This window comes from Betaproteobacteria bacterium (assembly GCA_016194905.1).
Classification (GTDB): Bacteria; Pseudomonadota; Gammaproteobacteria; order Burkholderiales; family JACQAP01; genus JACQAP01.
Genome location: JACQAP010000029.1, coordinates 99,477 through 121,673 on the forward strand (window position 1 = coordinate 99,477; position 22,197 = coordinate 121,673).

At 59.8% G+C, this 22,197-nt stretch carries 23 protein-coding genes and 1 pseudogene; 8 read left to right on the forward strand and 16 right to left on the reverse strand.

Annotation, left to right across the window (positions count from 1 at the left end; genetic code table 11):
• Positions 1-126 precede the first annotated feature (126 nt).
• The 10 genes from HY067_19915 to merR form a co-directional block, all read right to left on the reverse strand.
• A complete protein-coding gene (locus HY067_19915) occupies positions 127-3,330 on the reverse strand; it encodes an efflux RND transporter permease subunit (GenBank protein MBI3530220.1) in 3,204 nt (1,067 codons plus the stop codon).
• Positions 3,327-4,928, reverse strand: a complete 1,602-nt coding sequence (locus HY067_19920; GenBank protein ID MBI3530221.1) for an efflux RND transporter periplasmic adaptor subunit — start codon at positions 4,926-4,928, stop codon at positions 3,327-3,329. The genes HY067_19915 and HY067_19920 overlap by 4 nt, the downstream gene beginning before the upstream one ends.
• Entirely contained in the window at positions 4,925-6,337 is a 1,413-nt protein-coding gene (locus HY067_19925; GenBank protein ID MBI3530222.1) for a TolC family protein, read from the reverse strand. The genes HY067_19920 and HY067_19925 overlap by 4 nt, the downstream gene beginning before the upstream one ends.
• Before the next feature lie 61 nt (positions 6,338-6,398).
• Entirely contained in the window at positions 6,399-6,773 is a 375-nt protein-coding gene (locus tag HY067_19930) for a hypothetical protein (protein ID MBI3530223.1), read from the reverse strand.
• Positions 6,774-7,059: 286 nt separating this feature from the next.
• Complete coding sequence (locus HY067_19935) at positions 7,060-7,275, reverse strand: hypothetical protein (GenBank protein ID MBI3530224.1); 216 nt, start codon at positions 7,273-7,275, stop codon at positions 7,060-7,062.
• A gap of 273 nt (positions 7,276-7,548) precedes the next feature.
• The gene (locus tag HY067_19940; protein MBI3530225.1) at positions 7,549-7,761 is read right to left on the reverse strand and encodes a hypothetical protein; all 213 of its coding nucleotides are present in this window, start codon (positions 7,759-7,761) and stop codon (positions 7,549-7,551) included.
• Positions 7,762-8,402: 641 nt separating this feature from the next.
• Positions 8,403-8,672, reverse strand: a complete 270-nt coding sequence (locus HY067_19945) for a DUF2282 domain-containing protein (protein ID MBI3530226.1) — start codon at positions 8,670-8,672, stop codon at positions 8,403-8,405.
• 50 nt (positions 8,673-8,722) lie between these two features.
• Complete coding sequence (locus HY067_19950; GenBank protein ID MBI3530227.1) at positions 8,723-9,868, reverse strand: porin; 1,146 nt, start codon at positions 9,866-9,868, stop codon at positions 8,723-8,725.
• Positions 9,869-10,071: 203 nt separating this feature from the next.
• A complete protein-coding gene (locus HY067_19955; GenBank protein MBI3530228.1) occupies positions 10,072-11,070 on the reverse strand; it encodes an EamA family transporter in 999 nt (332 codons plus the stop codon).
• A 162-nt stretch (positions 11,071-11,232) separates the two neighbouring features.
• Positions 11,233-11,643: an Hg(II)-responsive transcriptional regulator gene (merR, locus tag HY067_19960; GenBank protein MBI3530229.1), complete on the reverse strand. Its 411-nt coding sequence runs from the start codon at positions 11,641-11,643 to the stop codon at positions 11,233-11,235.
• Positions 11,644-11,714: 71 nt separating this feature from the next.
• Here merR and HY067_19965 point away from each other — a divergent pair, with 71 nt between their 5' ends.
• The 5 genes from HY067_19965 to HY067_19985 all read left to right on the forward strand — a co-directional run bounded on the left by HY067_19965 (position 11,715) and on the right by HY067_19985 (position 14,308).
• Entirely contained in the window at positions 11,715-12,065 is a 351-nt protein-coding gene (locus HY067_19965) for a mercury transporter MerT (protein ID MBI3530230.1), read from the forward strand.
• A 27-nt stretch (positions 12,066-12,092) separates the two neighbouring features.
• Positions 12,093-12,365: a cation transporter gene (locus tag HY067_19970; GenBank protein ID MBI3530231.1), complete on the forward strand. Its 273-nt coding sequence runs from the start codon at positions 12,093-12,095 to the stop codon at positions 12,363-12,365.
• A 425-nt stretch (positions 12,366-12,790) separates the two neighbouring features.
• Positions 12,791-13,510 (forward strand): 7-cyano-7-deazaguanine synthase QueC, encoded by a 720-nt coding sequence (gene queC, locus HY067_19975; protein MBI3530232.1) that lies wholly within the window; start codon positions 12,791-12,793, stop codon positions 13,508-13,510.
• On the forward strand, positions 13,507-14,142 hold the full coding sequence (gene queE, locus HY067_19980) for a 7-carboxy-7-deazaguanine synthase (GenBank protein MBI3530233.1): 636 nt from the start codon (positions 13,507-13,509) through the stop codon (positions 14,140-14,142). Before queC ends, queE begins: the two co-directional genes overlap by 4 nt.
• Positions 14,143-14,179: 37 nt before the next feature.
• Positions 14,180-14,308 (forward strand): 6-carboxytetrahydropterin synthase, encoded by a 129-nt coding sequence (locus HY067_19985; protein MBI3530234.1) that lies wholly within the window; start codon positions 14,180-14,182, stop codon positions 14,306-14,308.
• A 101-nt stretch (positions 14,309-14,409) separates the two neighbouring features.
• Here HY067_19985 and HY067_19990 read toward each other — a convergent pair whose 3' ends face one another.
• A complete protein-coding gene (locus HY067_19990) occupies positions 14,410-14,868 on the reverse strand; it encodes a hypothetical protein (GenBank protein ID MBI3530235.1) in 459 nt (152 codons plus the stop codon).
• A 173-nt stretch (positions 14,869-15,041) separates the two neighbouring features.
• Here HY067_19990 and HY067_19995 point away from each other — a divergent pair, with 173 nt between their 5' ends.
• From HY067_19995 to HY067_20005, 3 genes are all read left to right on the forward strand, one after another.
• Positions 15,042-15,695: a metalloregulator ArsR/SmtB family transcription factor gene (locus HY067_19995; GenBank protein ID MBI3530236.1), complete on the forward strand. Its 654-nt coding sequence runs from the start codon at positions 15,042-15,044 to the stop codon at positions 15,693-15,695.
• 70 nt (positions 15,696-15,765) lie between these two features.
• Entirely contained in the window at positions 15,766-16,500 is a 735-nt protein-coding gene (locus HY067_20000; GenBank protein MBI3530237.1) for an MBL fold metallo-hydrolase, read from the forward strand.
• A gap of 23 nt (positions 16,501-16,523) precedes the next feature.
• Positions 16,524-17,813 (forward strand): MFS transporter, encoded by a 1,290-nt coding sequence (locus tag HY067_20005; GenBank protein MBI3530238.1) that lies wholly within the window; start codon positions 16,524-16,526, stop codon positions 17,811-17,813.
• On the opposite strand, the pseudogene HY067_20010 reads toward HY067_20005, so the two are convergent.
• From HY067_20010 to HY067_20030, 5 genes and pseudogenes are all read right to left on the reverse strand, one after another.
• Positions 17,808-18,071 (reverse strand): annotated as a pseudogene (locus HY067_20010) (heavy metal translocating P-type ATPase). The gene HY067_20005 and the pseudogene HY067_20010 sit on opposite strands and share 6 nt — an antisense overlap.
• A gap of 212 nt (positions 18,072-18,283) precedes the next feature.
• Entirely contained in the window at positions 18,284-18,895 is a 612-nt protein-coding gene (locus HY067_20015; GenBank protein ID MBI3530239.1) for a cytochrome c, read from the reverse strand.
• A gap of 56 nt (positions 18,896-18,951) precedes the next feature.
• Positions 18,952-19,311 (reverse strand): copper-binding protein, encoded by a 360-nt coding sequence (locus HY067_20020; protein MBI3530240.1) that lies wholly within the window; start codon positions 19,309-19,311, stop codon positions 18,952-18,954.
• Positions 19,312-19,383: 72 nt separating this feature from the next.
• Positions 19,384-20,721, reverse strand: a complete 1,338-nt coding sequence (locus tag HY067_20025; GenBank protein MBI3530241.1) for a copper oxidase — start codon at positions 20,719-20,721, stop codon at positions 19,384-19,386.
• Complete coding sequence (locus tag HY067_20030; protein MBI3530242.1) at positions 20,718-22,196, reverse strand: TolC family protein; 1,479 nt, start codon at positions 22,194-22,196, stop codon at positions 20,718-20,720. Before HY067_20030 ends, HY067_20025 begins: the two co-directional genes overlap by 4 nt.
• Position 22,197 lies beyond the last annotated feature (1 nt).

A 22,197-nucleotide genomic window follows, 5' to 3' on the forward strand; every position in this document is an offset into this window, starting at 1 on the left:
TTCCTTTCGTCCATTTTCCACTCCTTACGTTGCTTGGTTGAAGACACGACACTGCTGAAACACAGCCTCATCTAACGCCAATTCGCGGAAAGTCGCGAAAATCTTCTCGTGCATGAAATCACCCCTTCATGACCGCGTAACAACATCACGGCTTGACGGATTTTCTGCTACTTGCTCGTCGTCGTGGAGTCGGACAAGTCTCAAATCTGCTCGACGGCGATAGATCAGGTAATAGGCGGCCGGCAGCACCACCATGGACAGCAGCGGTGCGGTGATCATCCCCCCGACCATCGGGGCAGCGATGCGACGCATCACCTCCGAGCCGGTGCCAGTGCCCCACATCACCGGCAGCAAGCCTGCAATGATCACGGCGACCGTCATCGCGATTGGGCGCACGCGAAGTGCCGCGCCCTCGATGATCGCCTGCGCCAGATCCTGCTCTTTAGTGAGCTGTCCTTTTTCTTCACGGGCAATTACCGCCTGATTAATGTAAAGCAGCATGACCACCCCGATCTCCGCCGCCACGCCGCCCAGTGCGATGAATCCCACCGCGGAAGCGATCGACATGTTGTAGCCCAGCAGGTAAATCAGCCAAAAACCGCCTACCAGCGCGAAAGGCAGCGTAGCCATGATCAGGAACGCTTCGACGAAACGTCGGAACGTGAGGTAGAGCAAGACGAAGATGATCAGCAGCGTCGCTGGTACGACGATCTTGAGTTTGGCTGTGGCGCGTTCCAGGAATTCGAATTGGCCGGACCACGAAATGGAGTAGCCGGCCGGAAGCTTGATCTCCTTGGCAACCGCTTGCTGCATGTCGCGCACTGCGGAACTGAGATCGCGCCCATGGAGGTCGATGTACACCCAGCCCGACAGCCGTGCGTTCTCGCTTTTCAGCATCGGCGGCCCGTCACTGATGCGGATCGTCGCCACATCGCCGAGACGAATCTGCGCACCTCGCTCGGTGAGCACCGCAAGGTCGCGGATCTTCTCGACGGAGTCGCGAATTTCGCGCGGATAGCGCACGTTGATCGGAAAGCGTTGCAGCCCCTCGACCGTCTCGCCGACATTGTCACCGCCGATCGCGGCCGAGACGATGCTTTGCACGTCGGCGATATTCAGTCCGAATCGCGCTGCCTTGTCACGGTCGATATTGACGTCGATATAACGCCCGCCGGAAAGACGCTCGGCGAACGCCGAACTGACTCCCGGCACGGTTTTGACCGCGCGCTCGATCTGCGCGGCGATCTTGTCGATTTCCTGCAGGTTTGTGCCAGCCACCTTCACACCCACCGGGCTCTTGATGCCGGTCGCCAACATGTCGATCCGGTTGCGGATCGGCGGCACCCAGATGTTCGACAGACCCGGTACCTTCACTATGCGGTCCAGTTCCTCGACCAGCTTGTCCTGCGTCATGCCCGGACGCCATTGATCGTGCGGCTTGAACTGGATGGTAGTCTCGAACATCTCCAGCGGCGCCGGATCGGTGGCGGTCTCGGCGCGGCCGGCTTTGCCGAACACGGTCGCCACCTCGGGCACGGTCTTGATCAACCGGTCAGTCTGTTGCAATAGTTCAGATGCCTTTCCGGCGGAAAGACCGGGCAAGGAGGAGGGCATGTACAGCAGGTCACCCTCATCCAGCGGCGGCATGAACTCGCCACCAATGTGGGTGGCGGGATAGGCGCTCGCCAGCAGGATCAGCAGCGCAGCGAGCAACGTGGTCTTTGGAAAGGCCAGCACGCCTTCGAGTAGCGGCCGATACAGCGCGATGAGTGCGCGGTTGAGCGGGTTTTTCTTTTCCTCGGGAATCCGACCGCGGATGAGGTAGCCCATCAGTATCGGAATCAGCGTGACTGCCAGTCCCGCGGCGGCGGCCATCGCATAGGTTTTGGTGTAGGCGAGCGGCGAGAACAGCCGGCCTTCCTGGGCTTCAAGCGTAAACACCGGGATGAAGGAGAACGTGATGATCAGCAGCGAGGTGAACAGCGCCGGCCCGACCTGGGCGGCGGCGTCGCCGATCACCCGCCAATGCTCGGCACCCGCCAATGGTTGCCCGGGATGCGCGTGGCGCCATGCTTCGATGTGCTTGTGCGCGTTCTCGATCATCACCACCGCGGCATCCACCATCGCACCGATAGCGATGGCGATGCCGCCGAGGGACATGATGTTGGCGTTTACGCCTTGGTAGTACATCACGATGAAGGCCATCAATATACCCAGAGGCAGGGAAACAATGGCCACGAAAGCGGAGCGCAGATGGAAAAGGAACACCACACAGACCAGCGCAACGACGATGAATTCCTCGACGAGCTTCTGCGCGAGGTTTGCGGTCGCACGCTTGATGAGGCTGGAACGGTCGTAGGTGGGGACGATTTCGACGCCCGGCGGCAAACTCGGCTTGAGTTTTTCCAGTTTCGCCTTGACCGCGTCGATCGTCTCCAGTGCGTTCTTGCCGAAGCGCATCACAATCACGCCGCCGGCCACTTCGCCCTCGCCATCGAGTTCCGCGATACCGCGGCGCATTTCCGGCCCGACCTGAAGACGCGCTACGTCACCCAGCCGTACCGATATGCCTGCCTCGGTGGTCATCAGCGGAATCTTGCGGAAATCGTCGAGCGACTGCAGATAGCCGGAGGCGCGCACCATGTATTCCGCCTCGCCCAGCTCCAGCACCGAACCGCCGGTTTCCTGGTTCGCCTTTTGGAGCGCATCGATCACCTTGCCGTGGGTGATGTTGTAGCTGCGCAGCTTGTCCGGGTCGAGCACGATCTGGTACTGCCGTACCATGCCGCCCACGCTTGCCACCTCCGAAACGTTGGGCACCGTCTTTAATTCGTACTTGAGAAACCAATCCTGCAGCGCCCGCAACTGCGACAGATCCATTTTGCCGCTCTTGTCGACGAGCGCGTATTCGAATACCCAGCCCACGCCGGTCGCATCGGGTCCGAGCGAGGTCCTCGCTTGCGGCGGAAGACGCGACTGCACCTGATTCAGGTATTCCAGCACGCGCGAGCGTGCCCAGTACGGATCGGTGCCGTCCTCGAACAGGATGTAGACGAACGAATCGCCGAACATCGAGTAACCGCGCACCGTTTTCGCGCCCGGCACCGACAGCATGGTGGTGGCCAGCGGATAGGTCACCTGGTTCTCGACGATCTGCGGCGCCTGTCCCGGGAACATGGTGCGGATGATCACCTGCACGTCCGACAGGTCGGGAATCGCGTCCAACGGAGTTCGCGACAGCGACCATAGCCCCCAGCCCGTGACCATCAGCGTCGCGAGCAGCACCAGGAAACGGTTCGCGATCGACCAGCGTATGAGTCTGGCGATCATTTCTTCGGCCCCTTCATGCTGCCCTGCGCTTCGCCTCTGGTCGGCGCAACGGGTGCCCGGGCGATCGGGGTGATGCTCGTAATTTCGTACATCCCGTCTTTGGTCTGTCGAATCTCGAAAGCGACCGTGTCACCCACGGCCACATTGGCGGGGAGACCGGACGCAGGCGGCCTGAAGCCCATGGTCATCGCACCCCACTGCAGCGAAGGGATGGGGCCGTGCGAGAGCGTGATCTCTCCTTCGCTGATTTTCTCGACCTTGCCTTGGCCCTTATGCGTCATGCCGATGCGCTCACCGGCAACCGTTGCCGGCGCGTCTTCCATGCGCATGGTGGAAGCTTTCAAGCTTGCCTCGGAATCGATGAGGAATTGGCCCGAGACAACGACTTTCTGGCCAGCCTCGAGTCCTTCGCGGATTTCGGTTTTGCCGTCGGCCTCCATGCCGATTTCGACATCGACCGGAGCGAATTTGCCCGCACCCTCCTCGACAATAACGACGTTGCGCTTGCCGGTCTGGATGACCGCCTCGGTGGGCACCATGAGGACTTCCTGGCGGCCCCGCGGGGTCAAGTCGATCGTCGCAAACATGCCGGGTTTGAGCTGCCCGCCGGGATTTGCAAGCTCAATGCGCGCCTTGATCGTACGCGTGGCCGGGTTGATCTCGGGCAGGATGGCAGCAACGCGCCCCTTGAACACCTTTCCGGAAAGGGCGGGCGTGCGCGCTTCCACCGGATTGCCGGGCTGTACGATGTCAGCCTGGCTCTCGGGGATCTCCGCGTTTACCCAGATGGGTTCGAGTCCGTTGATCCGAAACAGGGACGCACCCGCCATCACGGTCATGCCCTCGCGCGCGCCGAGTTCCGCGACCACGCCGCTGATCGGCGCGGTTACAGTCAATCGCGCATGTACCTTGCCGGTGGATTCGACCAGGCGGATCTGATCGTCTGGCATGCCCACGAGGCGCATGCGTTGACGGGCGCCTTCCAACAGACCCGCCATCAGGCCCTCCAGGCCGGTATCGGTGATGCGCCGCGCGGACAGGTACTCTTCCTGCGCCGCCACCCACTCGGGAAGGTACAGTTCGGCCAGCGGCTCTCCCTTGCGCACAGGGTCGAGCACCGCCCGCACGTAAAGTTTCTCCACGTAGCCGTTATTGCGTGCCTGAACGACCACTAATTCCCGCTCGTTGTAGAGCACGGTGCCGACCGCTACCACCGCCGGCGCCAACGCGCCTTTGGTGACTTCGACCGACCGTACCCCCAGGTTCTGCCGGACGCGCGAGCTGATGGTCACCTTACCTTCGTCGCCGTTGCCGTCCGCATAAACGGGGACCAACTGCATGTCCATGAAGGGTGACTTGCCAGGCTTGTCGAACTTCTGTCCCGGTACCATCGGGTCGTGCCAGTAAAGAACCGTCTTGCCCGTGGCAGGATCGATGGCGCCCGTTTTTTGCGCGCTGGCGTCGGCAGGTGCGGCGGCGCTGGGAGTCGGGTCCCCCATCTGCATGCCCCGGTTCATGCCGACCTCATAGAGGCCATAACCGATTGCGCCGAGAAGGCCGGCGGCGGCGACCGCGAGGAGGAGATTCCTGGTCTTCATTTCGATTCCTTCGTCGAGGCGGCGGTGGACGGCGAGGCGGCATGCGGCGCATTCCCCTCCACCGGGAACAGGAAATTCAGTTGCGCCCACAGGCGCGCGGTTTCCATTTCCAGTTGCAGCGCCTGCATCCGCATGTCGATCTCGTTACGTCGTGCGAGAAGGAGATCCGTGAGGCTGGTCTTGCCGCCCCGGTAGGCGCCGAACGCGGCTTTGGTGCGCTCCTTGGCAAGCGGGATGAGCTGCCTCTCGTAGCGTGTCAGACGTTCGCGGCCGTTCTCCCATTCGGCGACCATCGCACGTACTTCGCCAATGTGCGCGCGCAGCGCCTCTTCACGCTCGGCCCTGGCTTGATCGGCCGTCGCCAGCTTGGACGCCAACTCCCGATCCTGGCGGTTTCTCTGGTCCCACTGCAATGGAATCGAAACGCCGACCGACACCATGTTCGAGAAGGAGGAGCCGCGCTGGCTATACGTCACTTCGACGCTCCAGTCCGCCTTCTTGTCGGCCTGGGCGATCCTGGCTTCGGTCGAAGCGATTTCTTCCTGCTTCCTGAGGACGGTGAGTTGCGGGTGATGGGCGAGATCGGCCTCGAGCGCACCCGTATCCAGACGAATGGAATCGAAGGCGGGCGTTCCCTCCAGCGGCGCCTCGGCGCTTTCGCCTACCCAGCGCGCCAGGACGGCTTTCGCTGAGCTGATGCGCCGGTTGAATTCGCTCGCGCGATCATCCAATGCGGCAAGGGTGCTGTGCGCCGCAAATACGTCGGCCTGACTGCCGCGCCCCGCGCGATACGCACTTTCAGCGGCCACGATCTCGAGCTTGACCTCCGTCGCCTGCTCGGCAATCACCGCGGCAATGGCCTCATCGTAGTAGCGGTCAAGCCAGGCGAGCGCCGTATCTCGCTGGATGGACGCGATGGTTGCGGTTTTTTCGGCGCGGGACTTTTCGGCCTGGCGCTCGAATCGCTGGGCACGCAGTTGGCGTTTTTCGGAGCGCGTGAACTCTTGCATGACGCCGATGCGGCGCATCGTCATGAAGTCGCGTCCGACGCTGAATTGATCGGGGCCATTGATCGGCAGATTGTCGACCCCGAGCCTGAGCACGGGATCGGGTAATTGCCCGGCCGCCACCGCCATTTCGCGAGAGGCAGTAACGGCCGCGTCCTGCGCCGGTATCTGAAGGGAGCGCTCGATTGCGCGACGTTGCGCCTCCGCAAGCGTGAGCGGTGCTTCGGCGCCGGAAACGACGCCGCAGAACCCGAGTGCGCCTGCCAGCGCGACCAGAACGATTCCGCGGGGAAGCCCCCGAATCGCTTTCGGTTCCCGATCGGGCGCGCGGCGGGAGTTGATCCGAACAGACTTGATGGGTGCGGCAAGGGTTGCCCTTGCCAGGAAAACCAGAGAATTCATGATGCCTCCGCAAAGAAAACACGAACGGCCGCTTGCGCGGCGGATTCAATGCTAGCGAAGGCTAAAGCTGGAAACTGCAGTATCGAATCGAGAGCGGAGGATCAGTAGATCGGTGCGGTACGGCCGTCGCAACGATATATGACGTCGTCGCGACAAGTTCACGAGGAAGGGTAAGAACCACCACATCGGGCATTCCCGACACCGGAAGCTCGGCTTGGCTGAAGCTTTGATCGGTTGCGGTCGACTGTTGCAGGCAACTATTGGGATTGACCCGTTTGGCGCAGTGACTGTGATGATCCGCGTTTGCGAATGCCATGACCGGAGAAAGCGGCGGCATGATGCATGCCTGACCCGCATTGACCAATTGAGCGAACAGCATCGCGCCGATCAGAACACGGCCCAAGGCAACACTCAGTTGGCGAAACCCGCTATTCATGGCGCCGGGTTGAATCCTCGAAAATTGGCACTTCATTGTAGAGCATATTCCGTAGGCCGGTCGAGCCCATCCTCTTATCTACGTTCTCGGTGGGCAGGATGGATGCATCACATTGCAGCAACATCCAAGAACTCGAAGAAGGGGGAAATCGTAGCTTTGTCCCCCTCTTTCTCTGGAACCGGCTGCTAGATTGCACCGTCGTTCACCGAGGGACATAGTTTTCATTGCTGCGAACCCCGAGACCACCTGGTTCCAAGGTGGCCCCGGAGTCGCCAGCACATCGCCCTTAGCCTCGCATCAGATGACGATGCGCCATCCAGCAATTGACACGGTTTCTAATGGCCGGTTTTTCCATTAGCACTGCGTGCGCCTGGAAGCATTCGTCAATCTGCTTCGAGCGCAATGCTTGCTCTGATGTCGTCGAAGCGTCAGTTGCAGCGTGCGCAACGGCCGACAGGGTTAACGCGATACCAGCAATTGTTCCAAACAATAGTTTGTTCATGACGTATCTCCATTAATAAACACAATTGAACGCCGGCCGCAATCTACTGCTGCCGACAATAAGTGCCAGAAAATGAAAAGCGATCCTTTTCGTTCCAGCCTTCATTCCCACGGCCGCAAATCCCACCAAAGAACCCAAGAGGGGAGGGGCATATTTCATATCCCTCCCGCTCTTGGACAGCGTGCTAGTTGGTCTTATGCGTCCTCAAGCGTTCTACCTCCATCGAGAAAAAACGAATTGGTTAAATAACGGTAGGAAAGCGCAATGCCAGACCTACCGTCGTCCCATGACGTTCGACGGATAGCGGGACGAAGATCCGCTATGTGTGCGAACAACGCTGGCCTCTTTCTTCGCGGAGACGTCGCTTCCGCGTTTGTCGGTAATCGAAGGGTTGTTCTCCTGCAAATCCATTGGCTCCTTTGCGGCATCCGCCAGTACGGCAAATCCGCTCAGGGTCAGTAATACGATCGTCGTGACGATGCGCATGATGGACTCCTATCTTGTCTTGTTTAGTAGCGATGGGTTGCCGCGCGCTTGATGCGCGCACGCAATGGACCATCGAAGCCGTTACGACTCAGCTCGCGATGAGCCTTGCCGCAACGTAAACAGCTAGACCAGAAGGAAGTCCGTGTGAGGGGGGTGCTCGGGAGGCGTCGTTACGAAAGTCACCACGCTCCAGGGCATCCGCAGGCCAAGCGCGAGCGCTGGCTTTAGCGGTAGCGAGGAGTGGGCGTCTTTAACGAAAGAAGCGGGACAAAAAACGCAGGAAAAACAGAGCTTGCATGCCGCACTACCGTAATTGGTTGCCGGCATTTGCTGGCAGTCCATCTGCTCCGCAGGTGTGGACATATTCTTCGCGTCGTCCCCGATCGCGGCCGGACAAAGGGAGGAACTGGCCGCGGCAACCGCCTGGAATGGCAGCCACAAGGCTACTCCGAGTACAAGTACCCGGATCAGCAAGGAGTGGATCATCTGGTCAATCCGTAGACGGTGTGCATATTCGTTAGGTCCGGCGATTTCGAGAAAGTTCGGCTCCACCATGAACTTTTTGGCCGGGCCGCTTGCTCGTTATCTCCAGTGCGGCTTACGGCATCCGAGGGCAATCAATCAGCGCGCATTGATCCTCGCTACCCCTCGATCGGCTTGAGACTGCCGCCGACAATCTTTTCGCAAGTGCCCGCGGGGATGTAGATCCAGGCGTCCCCGACACGGTCCCGCTTGACCGTGCCGCCGCAAGCCGTCTTCGCAGTAAAGCAGTCGTTTTTCCCTGCCTTGGCGACCCCGTAGCACTTCTCATACTTCCAGGTCGGCTTCTCTGGGTGCACCTGCGCACCGGCGGCGGTCGCAAGCAACATGGAAATTGCCGGGGCGATCGTTGCGTGTTCGAATTTGTTCATGATTCATTTCTCCTTTCAGTTGTCCAGATTAATGTCTTCAGATGTGCGGCTCACAGCGTCAGCCGTACCCCACCGAGCAGGACGGTGCCATCGAAACGGCCGGCTGACCCGCCCTCGTCGTCGAAGCGATATCGATAGGCGGCGGCAAATAGACGCATCCGTGTGCTGATGCGATATGAGATTCCAAATTGCGCCACGTTCAGCACATCTGCTCCAGGGAGGCCCGTATCGCCTTCGCTGCGTGCTCGCTGCGCATAGCCGCCGATAGTCCAGGGGCCCGTGTTGTAGTTCGCGCTGACGCTCACGCCATGAGCGTCGGTCAGGTACGGACCACGGACGAGTCCCGAGTCGCCGTCGTAAGTGAACGCAGCGCCGAGTGTCAGCGCGTCAACGAACGTGGCACTGATTCCAGCATTCAGCGAGTGAAGATCGCTGACGGTGAGGTTGCCGGTCGAGTCGCGACCGCCTCGTGCATACGCGAAACTGCCGCCAAATTTATAAACGGTTCGCCCGGTATAAATCTCACGGGTAACACCTGCCTGTGCGATATCCTTGAATCGGCTTTTCTGATCTTCTGCATCCGGAGAATACGACGCGCCGAACTGCCATCCGTTGGTCTTGGGTGCAATGTAGATCAGTTTTCCCGATTGGTCGTTGAAGAGCGTGGTGGCGAAGCCAAGTGTCGAGATCGTGTCGATGCGTGCGGCCAGCGCCGGTGAGAGAAAGGCGGTGGCGAGCGTACCCCCGGGATCGAGTCCCCGCCCGGAAGACACACTGAATTCTGCTCCGGTAAACGTGAAGTTATTGGGTGCATAACCTGTAAGGGTCACCGGCAATCCCTGACGTTTGCCCAGTTCCAGTCGCCCCCATTCACCGAGCGCGAGCACGCTGCGCTCGCCCGCCTGGAGGTTGTCTTCCGGTGAGGACAACACCTCGGCGCGTACGCCGAACGCAGTGCCCGAGGCCGAATGGCGCAAAGCGAGCAGGCGCAGACCGGCGTCTACCCTCGAATCACCTCTTGCCTCTTCGCCATCCTCGTCAAAGCTGCGGCCGGCGACAATATTGGCGTAGCCCTCGGCGGTCAGGCTCCAGGGCGTACGCTCAAACGCCATTTGGGCGAACGTGACCGGGCTCACTGCAACGCAGCCGACTAATGCAGCAACACGCCAAGCCGTGCCCCAGGGTTTGTATGCCAATGACAGACTCCTCGATATGGTTCGTGCGCACAGAATCCTGGCGCACGGGAGGAAGTCTGGTCCGAAGATGTCACGCCGCCGTCACGAAAGCTTCACGAATTCCATCGGCAAGACGTTGGCCGGCAAGCTTGTTGATCTGCTCCGGGATTGCCGAGGTCAATCACCCGGTTTCCATCCCGCAGTCATGGCGTTTACCGAAGATGTCAGTGCAGGTGGCGGTGGTGCGTATCGGGAAAATGCGGATGTGTATGCGTCGACGGCTCGTGAACATGCGGGTGTTGGTGCGGAATGTCTGCCGATTGTCCCTCTGTATGTGGATGTTGATGGTGCACGTCATGTTCGTGTCCGTGTTCATGGTCGAGTGGCTCGTGAGAGTGTCGGTGATCGTGCCGCTCAGTGAGATGCAGCCACACGCCGGCCCCCATCAGCGCGCCGGCGAGCGTTAACTGGACCGTCACAGGTTCGCCGAGCAAGGGAAGGGCGATCAAAGCGCCGGCGAAGGGAGCGGTGGAGAAGTAGGCACCGGTGCGCGCTGTCCCAAGATGGCGCAGCGCGACAACGAAGAGCGCGAGGCTGACGCCATAGCCGAGGAAGCCGATTCCGCCTGCGGCGATCAGGATCTTCGTCCCGGGCAATGTGCCGCCGGAGGCCAGTGCGAATCCCGTATTCATGGCGCCTGCCGTCAGCCCCTTCACCATTGCGACAAAAGTCGCGTCGGCCAACGACACCTTGCGGGTGAGATTATTGTCGATCGCCCAGGCGAGACACGCGCCCAACACGGCAAGCCCGGGGAGGGCAACGCCGAACCCGGCCTCGCCTGGCCAGGACAGAACGACGGCCCCCGCCACGATTAGCGCCATCCCGAGTGCAATGCGGCGATCGAAGTTCTCGCGGAAGACGAACCATGCCAGCAGCGCCGTGAAGACGCCTTCTGCATTCAGTAACAGCGACGCGCCCGACGCCGACATGTTTGCCAGTCCCCACATCAACAGCACCGGGCCGACAACGCCACCCGAAGCAATCGCGCCGGTCAACCAGCCGAACTCACTCCTCGTCAGTCTGACTGGCTCGGCCCGCCGCAAGAGTCGCAGTGCGAAAAGTCCGAGTCCCGATCCCAGGTAAAGTAGTCCCGCGAGCAGCCAGGGGCTCACCGGGCCGAGCAGCAACTTCGCTGCGGGGGTTGCCGGCGCCGAACAGAACAGCGGCACCAAACGCCGCGAGTACACCCCGGTTGCACAAGGCGTTCAAATACTTGCCCCGGCTGCGTACGCAAGGCGGACCCTTGCGCACCTCTTTAAGATAGACAGAACCTTTCGCACCATGGTGTCGAGTCTTTAATCCTTATTCGTTGACGAGGAGATCCATCAGGTGTTGTCATGAGCCAGCGTTTCAATGATCGGGCATCTGATCCTTCCGCCGCCGGCGCCGCACTGGGCTATCAGATTCTTTAAGGTACGGCGCATGCGGTTGAGGTCCGCAATCCGGGCCTCTACGGTGGCCAGTTTCTTCGCGGCCAAACTTTGGGCCTTGCTGCAACTCCGACCATCCTCGAGGGCAAGCAGATTCTTCACTTCAGCCAAGGTGAATCCGAGCTGCTGTGCGCGCTTGATGAAGCGAACCCGTGTTGCGATCTCCGGCGGGTAATCGCGAAAACTTCCATAGACCCGCTTAGGCACAGGTACCAGCCCCATCCGCTGATAGTACCTGACGGTTTCTACATTAACCCCTGCAGCGCGCGCGACGCCGCCAATCGTCGACTCCTTGGGTTCTTTCATGTGCATCCCTTTGCGCTTGAATCCGTACCAGTGTACGGGTTTAAGATTGTGTCAGAAGGAGAGAAGTTCCCATGCAATCGCCACCCTCTGCCCGCACGTCTTTGGCTGCGGGCGCGCTCGCCGCGCTCGGCGCCACCGCCTGTTGTCTCGGTCCGTTACTGCTGGTCACGCTCGGAATCGGGGGTGTCTGGGTAAGCGGCCTGAGCGCGCTGGAGCCGTTCCGGCCGATCTTCATCGGTGGTTCGGCGCTGTTCTTCGGCGTGGCATTTCATCGGCTCTACGTCGTCCCGCGGCGGTGTGCGCCCGGCGAAGCCTGTGCGGTGCCCGCGACGCTCGTTCGACAGAAAATCGCGCTCTGGATTCTTCTGATCATTGCCGCCGCAATGCTCCTGTTCCCCCTCTACGCGCACTGGTTCTATTGAAAGGAACCCATCATGTTCCGGTCCTTCATGTTTGTGATATTCCTGGCTCTCTCCCCGGGCATCTTTGCCGCTGACGCAATCAAGACAGTGACGCTGGGAGTGCAGGGCATGACTTGTGCAGCTTGCCCCATCACGGTCAAAACCGCGTTGAAAAGAGTTCCGGGTGTGTCCGACGTCAAAGTGGATTACAAAACCGGGATTGCCGAGGTCAATTATGACCCAAAGAAAACCAGTCCTGATGAACTGGCGAAGGCGATAACATCAGTTGGATTCCCGACGTCCGTCAGAGGGGTGCACTAATGACGCTTGTGCTGGAAAGCATGATCACCTGCCCAAAATGCGGCTTTGACAAGGAAGAAATCATGCCGACCGACGCATGTTTGTTCTTTTATGAGTGTACGAATTGCAGGGCGCTTCTCCGCCCGGAACCGGGCGACTGCTGCGTGTTCTGCAGCTATGGCACGGAAAAGTGTCCTCCGAAACAGTATGAGCATGGCTGCTGTGGTTAATTCAGTCGTTCCGCGATGCGACTTTGCCGTGCAGTCACGACTTTCGAAGGTATGTTGCGAGCGTAGTGTCAATGCCATCTGGCGAGCATCGCAAGCGACTGATTCACATAAAGCAAAAAATACAGGCTAAACTTTTGACTGGCGGATTTCGAAGTCTTGCGCAGTGAAAGTGTAACGCCCGACCCTCGAGCGTCACCTGAAGCCAAGGCGAGCATAGTGGCAGCAAATTCAAGCGCATTGGTTCTTTTTTCCGGCGGGCAGGACTCCACGACTTGTCTCGCCTCAGCGCTGACGCGCTTCGGTCGTGTTGAGACTGTCGGATTTGACTATGGCCAGCGGCATGCGATCGAACTCGAATGCCGAAACAAGGTGTTGGCGAGTATACGGTCACAATTCCCGGTTTGGGGGCAGCGGCTCGGTGAAGATAAGGTGCTTGAATTGGGACTTTTTAAGACGATCAGCGACACGGCGCTTACTCGTGACGTGGCCATCGAGATCGACGAAAGCGGTCTGCCCACCACTTTTGTTCCGGGGCGTAACATTCTTTTTCTCGCTGCGGCAGCGGCTGTGGCCTACCGGCGTGGCCATAAAATCATCGTAGGAGGGATGTGCGAGACCGACTTTTCGGGTTATCCGGACTGCCGAGATGACACGATCAAGGCGGTGCAGGTGGCGCTCAACCTCGGTATGGACAAACGCTTTGTAATCGACACTCCGCTTATGCGAATTGATAAGGCCGCAACCTGGTGTCTTGCTCACGAGCTTGGCGGTGACAAGTTGGTGGATCTCATCGTCGAGGACACACACACCTGCTACCTCGGTGATCGCTCGCGGCGGTGGGACTGGGGCTATGGGTGTGGTAGTTGTCCGGCTTGTGAATTACGCGCACGAGGCTACGCGGCTTTTCGTGGCAGGGAGGGCCCCTCCGTCGTATGACTTATGCGGTAAAGGAAATTTTCTTCACCCTCCAGGGAGAGGGCGCAAACATGGGGCGCGCGGCCGTCTTCTGCCGGTTTGCAGGCTGTAATCTCTGGAGCGGGCAAGAGAAAGACCGGGCAACCGCAGTCTGTAATTTCTGCGATACAGAGTTCGTCGGTGTGGACGGAGTCAATGGTGGCAAGTACCGCTCGGCTGAGGATTTGGCGGCGCAGATCGAGCGAATTTGGTTAGCCGAGGACGAAAGCAGGCGGTTCGTAGTCTGCACGGGAGGAGAGCCCCTCCTGCAGATGGACTCCGCGTTGACCGAGGCGTTACACGCACGTGGCTTCGTGATCGCCGTGGAAACGAATGGCACGGTCGCGGCACCCGCTGGCTTGGATTGGATCTGCGTGAGTCCTAAAGCCGGTAGCGCTGTCGTCCAACGAAATGGCGATGAGCTGAAACTTGTTTTCCCGCAATCCGGCGCCGAACCGGGCAAGTTCGAAGACTGGGACTTCGAACATTTTTTTCTGCAACCCATGGATGGACCGCAGATAGGTGAGAACACTACGCTGGCGGTCCAGTACTGCCTGCAGCATCCCCAATGGCGGCTAAGCCCGCAGACGCACAAATTCATCGGCATTCCATAGCATCAGTCCCATAGAACAGACATTGGAAGGTGGCAATGTGAAGGTTTTCAAACGCTTTACCATCGATGCAGCGCATCGGCTTCCGGACATGCCGGAACTCCATGGCCACTCCTACAAGGTTGAGGTATGGTTTGAGGGGCCGGTCGTGGATGGTTACGTCATCTAGACCCCTCGCTGTAGAAGTCGCGACTTTTACACCTTCAAGATCCGGGCAAGCAGAAATCTGCCATTTCCAAGTCCGCTCAAGTACCGCCCAAGCCGATTAAGTCACCCGGTAAATCTTGTGCCAATCTGGCGACGTACGAACCAAACCACGAGTGGTGGCATTACGAGCCACTGAATCAAAGGCAGAAGCCCAGTCCCCAAGATCGGCAGGCGCGGCATCGCGTCGCTGTAGACCCAGCGCTCGAGTACCCCGGTGGCCAGTGTTTCAAAGATAATTGTTGCTACAAGTCCGACGCCGATAAAGATTGCGATATCCGGTCTGCTCGGTTGTATGATCCAGCTTCTGGTCCTGGCAAAGAAAGCTGTGACCCAGAACGCGGCCAGCGCGATTCCCGCATCACCGAAAGTCGCCTGCGTACAGGCCTTCACGCCCAGCCAGTGCGGCTGATCGGCCATCCCCCGGAAGAACGGCACCTGCCAGACCTCCCACCCCAGGTTGAGCAGGAAGGAGAAGATCACCACGTTCAGTTCGGGTATTTTCAGCAATCCTTGAAATTTCATCTGGTGGTCGGTTCAGTGCAGATTCCCTGGCCTCTCGGGCAACAGCCGTGCTATCCGGACAATTTAATCTGTCCCTGCTTACCGGCGGGTTTCCGTCTCACGATCCTAAACCCCGATTGACAGATGTGGAGGATCGGGATTACATTCTAACGATCGTTAGATCGTTAAATCGTATGCGGGAACTGAAGAATCTTCTGTACGAGCAGGTTAGCCGAATCGGCAAGGCACTGGCGAGCCCCAAGCGCCTGGAACTCATCGAGTTGCTGTGCCAAGGCGAGAAACCAGTAGAAATGCTGTCGCGGCAGGCGGATATCAGCGTCAAGCTGGCTAGCGCCCATCTTAAGGAACTGCGTAGTGCCCGGCTGGTGGAAACACGGAAGGAAGGCAAGTACGTGCTCTATCGGCTGGCGGACCATGGGGTCGCCGGCCTTTGGGTGAGCCTCCGGGGTTTGGCCGAAGAGCGCTTGGTCGATCTGCGGATGGGGCTTAACTCGCTTGTCACCCATGGCAATGATCTGCGGGGTGTAGACCGGGAAACGATCCTCAAACGCACAAAGAGCGGTGAGATCGTGGTTATCGACGTGCGCCCCGAGGACGAATTCGCGGCTGGACACCTTCCCTACGCGCGGTCACTGCCGCTCACCGAACTCAAAAGGCGGCTGGACGAATTGCCGAAGAACAAGCCGGTGGTGGCTTACTGCCGCGGCCCGTTCTGCATGATGGCAAAGGATGCAGTGCTGCTTCTGCAGAAGCGTGGCTTTCAAGCCTTCAAGCTGGACGACGGCGTGGCCGAATGGAGGGCGCGCGGGTTGCCGATCGAGCAGTAGCATGCTCGGGGAGGACATGCTGATAGCAGTGTTCATTTTTAATGACCCGCCCTACGGGTAGGAGAAAGAAATGTTCTTCAAGCAACTCGCCACCAAAGAGTCTTCACTTTCCTACTTCTTCGGTTGCGGGACACTGGGGAAGGCCGTAGCGGTCGATGTGGTGGCCGGAGATGAGGACTGGTTCGTGGAGCAGGCAAGCAAGGCCAAGGCCGAAATCACCCATGTGATCGACACGCATATCCACGCCGATCACTATTCGGGTGGCCGCAAGCTGGCAGCGATGACCGGCGCGGCCTACTGCCTGCACGAAAGCATCCAGGGTTTCGTGAAATTTTCCTTCACGCCGCTGCGTGACGGCCAGACCATCGAAGCCGGCAATACGATAGTCAAGGTCATGCACACCCCGGGCCATACGCCGGATGGCATGTCGCTTGTGGTCACGGACAAACGCCGCGGTGATGAGCCTTGGTTTGTTCTGACCGGAGACACGCTGTTCGTGGGCGCGGTTGGCAGGCCGGACCTCGCGGGACGGGAGCGCGAAATGGCCGGCATCCTCTTCGATACTCTGCAGAAAAGGATTCTGCGGCTGCCCGACACGTTGGAGATCTTTCCCGGCCATCAGGCGGGAAGCGTTTGTGGCGCCGGGCTCTCGGGCAAACCGTCCTCGACTCTGGGCTTCGAGAAGCGCTGGAATCCAGCCCTGTCCATCAACGACCGGGAAAAATTCATCGAGTACGTGGTGCGCGAGATTCCGGTCCGTCCCGCCAACATGGACCAGATTGTCGCGGCCAACATTGCCGGCTGAAGACGCTCACGAACCAGCCAGTCATGTCTCACGCCGGCGAACTCCAGCACGGCATCCGCCATAACCTCGACCAGTTCGCTCATCAGTTGCTGCAAGTGCTGCTGGTGGGCTTCACAATCGGCATGATGCGCACGGTTGTGCCGGCACTCGCGGAGAGCGAGTTCGGTGTACCCCGCAACTCCTTCATGTTGCTCAGCGCGTTTGTGGTCGCGTTCGGTTTCGTGAAAGGCGTGATGAATTTCGTTGCCGGCCGGCTCTCCGAGCGCATCGGGCGCAAGCGGGTGCTGCTGCTCGGCTGGCTCGTTGCGTTACCGATTCCGCTGATGCTGCTGTGGGGACCAAGCTGGAATTGGATCGTGGCGGCGACGGTTCTGCTCGGCGTCAACCAGGGGCTCACCTGGTCGATGACCCAGACTGCGAAGCTCGATATCACCCGGCCTGAACAGCGCGGACTCACCATCGGTCTAAACGAGTTCTCCGGTTACGTCGGAGTTGCCGGCGCGGGGATCATTACCGGTTATCTTGCCAGTGAATTCGGCGCCCGCAATGGAGTTGCCGTCTTCGGGCTAACCGTTATTGTGCTCGCCACTGTGCTCACGATCGTGTGGGTCAAGGATACGCGACCTTGGGCGAGCGCCGAGGCAGCAAGACATTTGACGAACCCGCCCAAACACCTGCCACGGTATCCAAGAAATATCTCGAACGAGCCTTCGACCTGGGAAGTCTTTACCCTCATGTCATGGCGTGACAAACGATTGATGGCGCTGAGCCAGGCTGGTCTGGTCGAGAAGTTCGTCGATGCGCTGGTATGGGTGTTCTTCCCGGTCTTCCTTTACCGCCATGGTGTCGGCATCAGCGGTATCGGCTGGGTGGTTGGCGCCTACGCATTCGTGTGGGGCGGCGCGCAGCTTTTCACCGGGAAACTCTCCGACCGTGTGGGCCGGCACAGGCTCAATGTCTGGGGCATGTGGCTTTGCGGGGCCGGCGTGGGTCTGATGCTCGGTTTCGATGACGTGTTGTGGTGGGCGCTGTGTGCCGGGCTGAGCGGCTTCGGGATGGCGCTCCTATATCCGAATCTGAGCGCCGCGGTCGCGGACATCGCTCATCCGAACTGGCGCGGCTCCGCCATCGGGATTTACCGCTTCTGGCGCGATATCGGGTACGGTGTCGGTGCACTGGGTATGGGATTGGTGGCGAGTTTTACCGGTTCTATTGAAAGCGGCTTCTGGTTCGTCGCCGTTGCCATGCTGTTTTCCGGCGGCGTCCTATGGCTCCTGGGTGAGGAAACCCAACCCGGACTCAAGCCCTCATGAAGCCGCCGTCCGCTCTAGCAGTTGTGCGTTGATAGCGACGATGATGGTACTGGCCGACATGAACACGGCGCCGAGTGCCGGCGACATCAGGAAGCCAAAGTTTGCGGTGACTCCGGCGGCGAGCGGGATGGCGATCGTGTTGTGGCCGGTGGCCCAGAGCAGGTTCTGCACCATCTTGCCGTAGGTGGCACGCGACAGCCGGAGAATTTCGGCAACGTCCTGAGGATGGCTTCTCACCAGGACCACGTCCGCCGACTTTCGCGACCGCGCCCTGGCCGGTGATGTTGCGGAAGTTCGTCGCTTGCCCGAGCGCGATATAAGTCAGCCACGATGCGGTGCGGTTGGCGAGGTCCTGCGAGCGAGAACGCGACGCCTGCGCCCTCTCGACCATATTTCTTCTCCTTCTGAGTCTTCAGACCAATACTGAACATGGTGATGCACTACCTGCCGGTGCAATTCGCAGTCTGGTCCTATTGCTCGTGGTGGTGATGCTCCCCTTTCTGGGTGCCCTCCGTGTGATGAGAGTTCTTCGAAGCGCCGGTGTGGTCATGGTGATCGTGCGAATGCTGGTGGTGAGATTCTTCTTCAATCTTGGCAAGGGCCTGATACTGGGCCGGGGTGAGGTCAGGCAATTTCTGCAGGAACGCGACCAGGCCCCAGATGCTTGCATCATCGTGGGTCAGGCCCCAAGCCGGCATCCCGGACATCTTGATGCCATGTTTGATCACCCAAAATTCTTGTGCGGGACTTGCGTGGAGGTGCTTGGTCAGATCGGGCGGCTGCGGATAGAGTCCGGCGCGAATCTCGGAATCTTTTTTGCCTGGCTCGAGATGGCAGCCGCCGCACATGGCCGCGTAGTGCTCGGCACCCGTTTCAATTAATTTTGCATCGTCAAGTGGAGGCGGTTGAACATCCTTGGTTCGTACCGCGATCGAACGGGAACGAACGGTTTCCATGATCGTGTATGTGAAAGCGGAATGCGGTGCATCCGCCGCGACGTTGAAAATCCCGGCATAGACAAAAACAAATGCCGATGCAACCAATACACCCGCAATGAGCAACGCTGTTATAAAGGATTTCATCGCTAGCCCCCGATTCTTCGGAAAGATACATCGTGCATAACGGAAGTCCGGCCGGTTCAGTTGGCGGACGGCGAGATCTTCATGATGTGGTAACCATCACCCATCTTCATGAGTTCGAAGTCGACCTGGGTGCCGGGTTTGAGGTCTTTCAATATCGCCGGATCGCGCGCCCTGAAATCCATGGTCATCTTCGGCCATTTGAGGCTCTCGATCGGATCGTGGGTCAGGTTGACCGTCCCAGATTCCAAGTTAACGGAATTGATTTTGCCGTGGCCCGCGTGGGCTGCCCCCGTGTTCGCTTCCGCCTTGGGACCATCGCCGTGCACGCCGTGCTGGTCTGCCGCCAGTGCCGCAAAGGCGGTCATGCTCAATGCAAGTGAAGTAGCAAGAAAAACTGATTTCATGTGGTTCTCCATCCGGGTTGTCAAAGTTAATTAAACGCCATTGGTCTTGGTGCATTGACCGACGGCGTGTCCTGCATGGAACCGTTAACGTGAGTGACCTTTGTGTCTGGCGGACTCGTTCGGGGTCGCGGGCGGGACGCCGTCTTCCAACTTCCAGGCGATCGTGCCCTCGGGGTGCTTGTACCAACCAGGGTCGCCGTAGTCGCCGGGAGCAAGGTCCTCGCGTATCTTCACCACCGTAAACATCCCACCCATCTCCACCGGCCCGAACGGACCTGCGCCCATCATCATCGGCAGGGTGTTCTCCGGCAGCGGCATGCCCATTTCCACCATGTCGGTCATCTCGGCCATGCCGTTCTGTCCCATCGCCATGTAGCCCGGCACCAGGTCACCGATCTTGTCGGCGAGATCGTCGTGCTTGACTCCCACCATGTTGGGAACGCCGTGGCCCATGGCATTCATGGTGTGGTGCGATTTATGGCAGTGGAAGGCCCAGTCGCCGGGGGCATCCGCGATGAACTCGCCGACGCGGATGTTGCCGACCGGGACCAGCATGGTGGTTTCCCGGTAGCGGGCGGTATGGGGAATCCAGCCCGAGTCGGTGCCGGTAACCTCAAATGCGGTGCCGTGGATGTGGATGGGATGTTCGTGCATCGATAAGTTGGCGACCCGGATGCGCACCCGTTCGCCCACTCGCGCGACCATCGGATCGATGCCGGGGAAGACTCGGCTGTTGAACGTCCACATGTTGAACTCGGTCATTACCGATGCGTCCGGCCGCGCAGTGCCGGGCTTGACGTCGAAGTTGTGCAGGATGATTCCGTAGTCGCGGTCTATCCTCGGATTCTCGGGTGTCGTCGGGTGCACGATGAACAGCCCCATCATGCCCAGCGCCATCTGCACCATCTCGTCTGCATGCGGGTGATACATGAAAGTGCCGTTCTGCCGCAGCGTGAATTCGTAGACGTAGGTTTCGCCCGGTTGAATGTGAGGTTGGGTGAGGCCGCCGACTCCGTCCATGCCGTTGGGCAGGAATATGCCGTGCCAATGAATCGTGGTGTGCTCGGCCAATTTGTTGGTGACCAGGATGCGCACGCGGTCGCCTTCCACGGCTTCGAGCGTCGGACCCGGTGTGGAACCGTTGTAACCCCAGCAGTTCACGACCATGCCTGGTGCGAATTCGCGCTTTACCGGCTCCGCGATCAGATGAAAGACCTTGACGCCGTTTTCCATTTTCCACGGCAGCGTGCTGCCGTTGAGCGTGACCACCGGTGTGTAATGGCCGCCCGGCGGCATGGGGGCCGGTGGTTTGGTTGCGGCCGCCGATTTCTCGGCGGCATTGGCCTTGCGAAAGGTTGCGGATACCGCTCCGCCGGCCAGCAGTGCCGCTCCGCCTCTGAGAATGTCGCGACGAGTCGTCATGATTGCCTGTCTCCATGTTGGTGAGCGTTGTCCGCAGGGGCGTCCGTGCTAGGTTCAGTTGGCGATGCGGATGGGGGTTCAGCCGCGCCTGCGACTGTCGGCAGCCTGATCCGCCCGCCGACCACCCGTTCGAGTTCGGTCCAGGCAAGCCAGAAATCGCGGTTCGCGGCGATGTACTGGCGTCCGGTTTGGATCTGGCTCTGCGAGGCGAGGAGCAGGTCATAGACGCCGATCAACATGCCGTTGTAGAACTTGAGCGTCTCGGCCACGATGGTCTGCTGCAGCGGCAGCAGCACGGTCTGGTAATGCTTCGCTGTATGCGCCGTTGCCATGACTCGACCGCGGTTTTCGCGCGCTTCGGAACGAATGTCCACCGCCAGTGCAGCGACTTGTTCCTCGGCCCGCTTGCGTTCGGACTCGATCCGCGCGATCCGGGTCTGGCCTTGATTGAAAATCGGCAACCCCAGTTCGATCTTGGGGCCGTAGGACTTTTCCCCGTCGGTGTCGCGTTTGAATTGCACGCCGATCCCGAGTGGTCCCAGCCAGCGGAAGTCGCGCGCGAGGTTGACCGCATGCGTCAGCCCCTCCGCTTCTTTTTTCGCGGCGGCCAGATCCATGCGTCGGGAGATCGCCAGCTTTTCAATCTGGTCCAGCGTTGGCAGCGTTGCGGGGACTTCCGGCAGGCGATTGGGGAATTTCCAGCCGGTGTCGGCGCCCCACAAACCCATCAGTCGCGTCAGCTTCTCCCGGTCCACATGGAGTTGCGCCTCGACCTGCGCGACTTCCAGGAGATTTTGCGCGTAGAAGGCCTGCTGCAGACTTTGCTCGCGCTTGCTCAGGTTACCGGCGGCATATTGTCGTTGCGCGATTTCGGCAGCGGCCTCTGTGGAAGTGACGACCTGGCGCGCCAGCCCGAACGTCTCGGCGTCGCCAACCACACGGTAGTATTGGGACTGCACTTGCGCCGCGAGATCGAGCACGTCACCGGAGACTTCCAGCGTCACGCGTTCGGCCGCCGCCCGTCCGATCTTCTTGCGTGCCGACAGCGTGAAAATACCCAGGAAGTTTTGCACGATGTCCAGGTCGATCTCTGTGCCGGCGTCCTGGATTAGTGCACCAACGCCGAGCATCGGGTTGTCCAACAAACCGGCTTCGACCAGGTCCGCCTGGGCAACACCCAGATTTTCGAATTTCGCCTGCAGCCTGCGATTGTTGAGCAGAGCGACTTGCACCGCAGCTTCGGCGGAGAGTTCCCGCCGCAGCAACGTGCGCAAGGCTTTTTGCGCCCGCTCATCGCCCTTGCCGTCGCGATTCCACTCGACCTTCTGGCCGAGATGGTCCGCAACCGCGCTTTGCACTTCCGGGAAGCGAGCCTCGCGCTGTACCGTCGCGCAACCGCCGAGCACGAATGCACCGAGCACGAAGGCGATGACCGTCCTGATGCAGGGCACCAGTCTGAATTCAGTGCTGGTCATC

Bases quoted from the DNA above. Each gene is read 5' to 3' on its own strand.
- HY067_19940 (MBI3530225.1), bottom strand. From the start codon at position 7,761: ATGCGCATCGTCACGACGATCGTATTACTGACCCTGAGCGGATTTGCC.
- HY067_19990 (MBI3530235.1), bottom strand. From the start codon at position 14,868: ATGAAATTTCAAGGATTGCTGAAAATACCCGAACTGAACGTGGTGATC.
- HY067_19945 (MBI3530226.1), bottom strand. From the start codon at position 8,672: ATGAACAAATTCGAACACGCAACGATCGCCCCGGCAATTTCCATGTTG.
- HY067_19930 (MBI3530223.1), bottom strand. From the start codon at position 6,773: ATGAATAGCGGGTTTCGCCAACTGAGTGTTGCCTTGGGCCGTGTTCTG.
- HY067_20030 (MBI3530242.1), bottom strand. From the start codon at position 22,196: ATGACCAGCACTGAATTCAGACTGGTGCCCTGCATCAGGACGGTCATC.
- HY067_19935 (MBI3530224.1), bottom strand. From the start codon at position 7,275: ATGAACAAACTATTGTTTGGAACAATTGCTGGTATCGCGTTAACCCTG.
- HY067_19925 (MBI3530222.1), bottom strand. From the start codon at position 6,337: ATGAATTCTCTGGTTTTCCTGGCAAGGGCAACCCTTGCCGCACCCATC.
- HY067_20025 (MBI3530241.1), bottom strand. From the start codon at position 20,721: ATGACGACTCGTCGCGACATTCTCAGAGGCGGAGCGGCACTGCTGGCC.
- HY067_19920 (MBI3530221.1), bottom strand. From the start codon at position 4,928: ATGAAGACCAGGAATCTCCTCCTCGCGGTCGCCGCCGCCGGCCTTCTC.
- HY067_20015 (MBI3530239.1), bottom strand. From the start codon at position 18,895: ATGAAATCCTTTATAACAGCGTTGCTCATTGCGGGTGTATTGGTTGCA.
- HY067_19965 (MBI3530230.1), top strand. From the start codon at position 11,715: ATGCAATCGCCACCCTCTGCCCGCACGTCTTTGGCTGCGGGCGCGCTC.
- merR (MBI3530229.1), bottom strand. From the start codon at position 11,643: ATGAAAGAACCCAAGGAGTCGACGATTGGCGGCGTCGCGCGCGCTGCA.
- HY067_19915 (MBI3530220.1), bottom strand. From the start codon at position 3,330: ATGATCGCCAGACTCATACGCTGGTCGATCGCGAACCGTTTCCTGGTG.
- queE (MBI3530233.1), top strand. From the start codon at position 13,507: ATGACTTATGCGGTAAAGGAAATTTTCTTCACCCTCCAGGGAGAGGGC.
- HY067_19970 (MBI3530231.1), top strand. From the start codon at position 12,093: ATGTTTGTGATATTCCTGGCTCTCTCCCCGGGCATCTTTGCCGCTGAC.
- HY067_19995 (MBI3530236.1), top strand. From the start codon at position 15,042: ATGCGGGAACTGAAGAATCTTCTGTACGAGCAGGTTAGCCGAATCGGC.
- HY067_20005 (MBI3530238.1), top strand. From the start codon at position 16,524: ATGTCTCACGCCGGCGAACTCCAGCACGGCATCCGCCATAACCTCGAC.
- HY067_20020 (MBI3530240.1), bottom strand. From the start codon at position 19,311: ATGGAGAACCACATGAAATCAGTTTTTCTTGCTACTTCACTTGCATTG.
- HY067_20000 (MBI3530237.1), top strand. From the start codon at position 15,766: ATGTTCTTCAAGCAACTCGCCACCAAAGAGTCTTCACTTTCCTACTTC.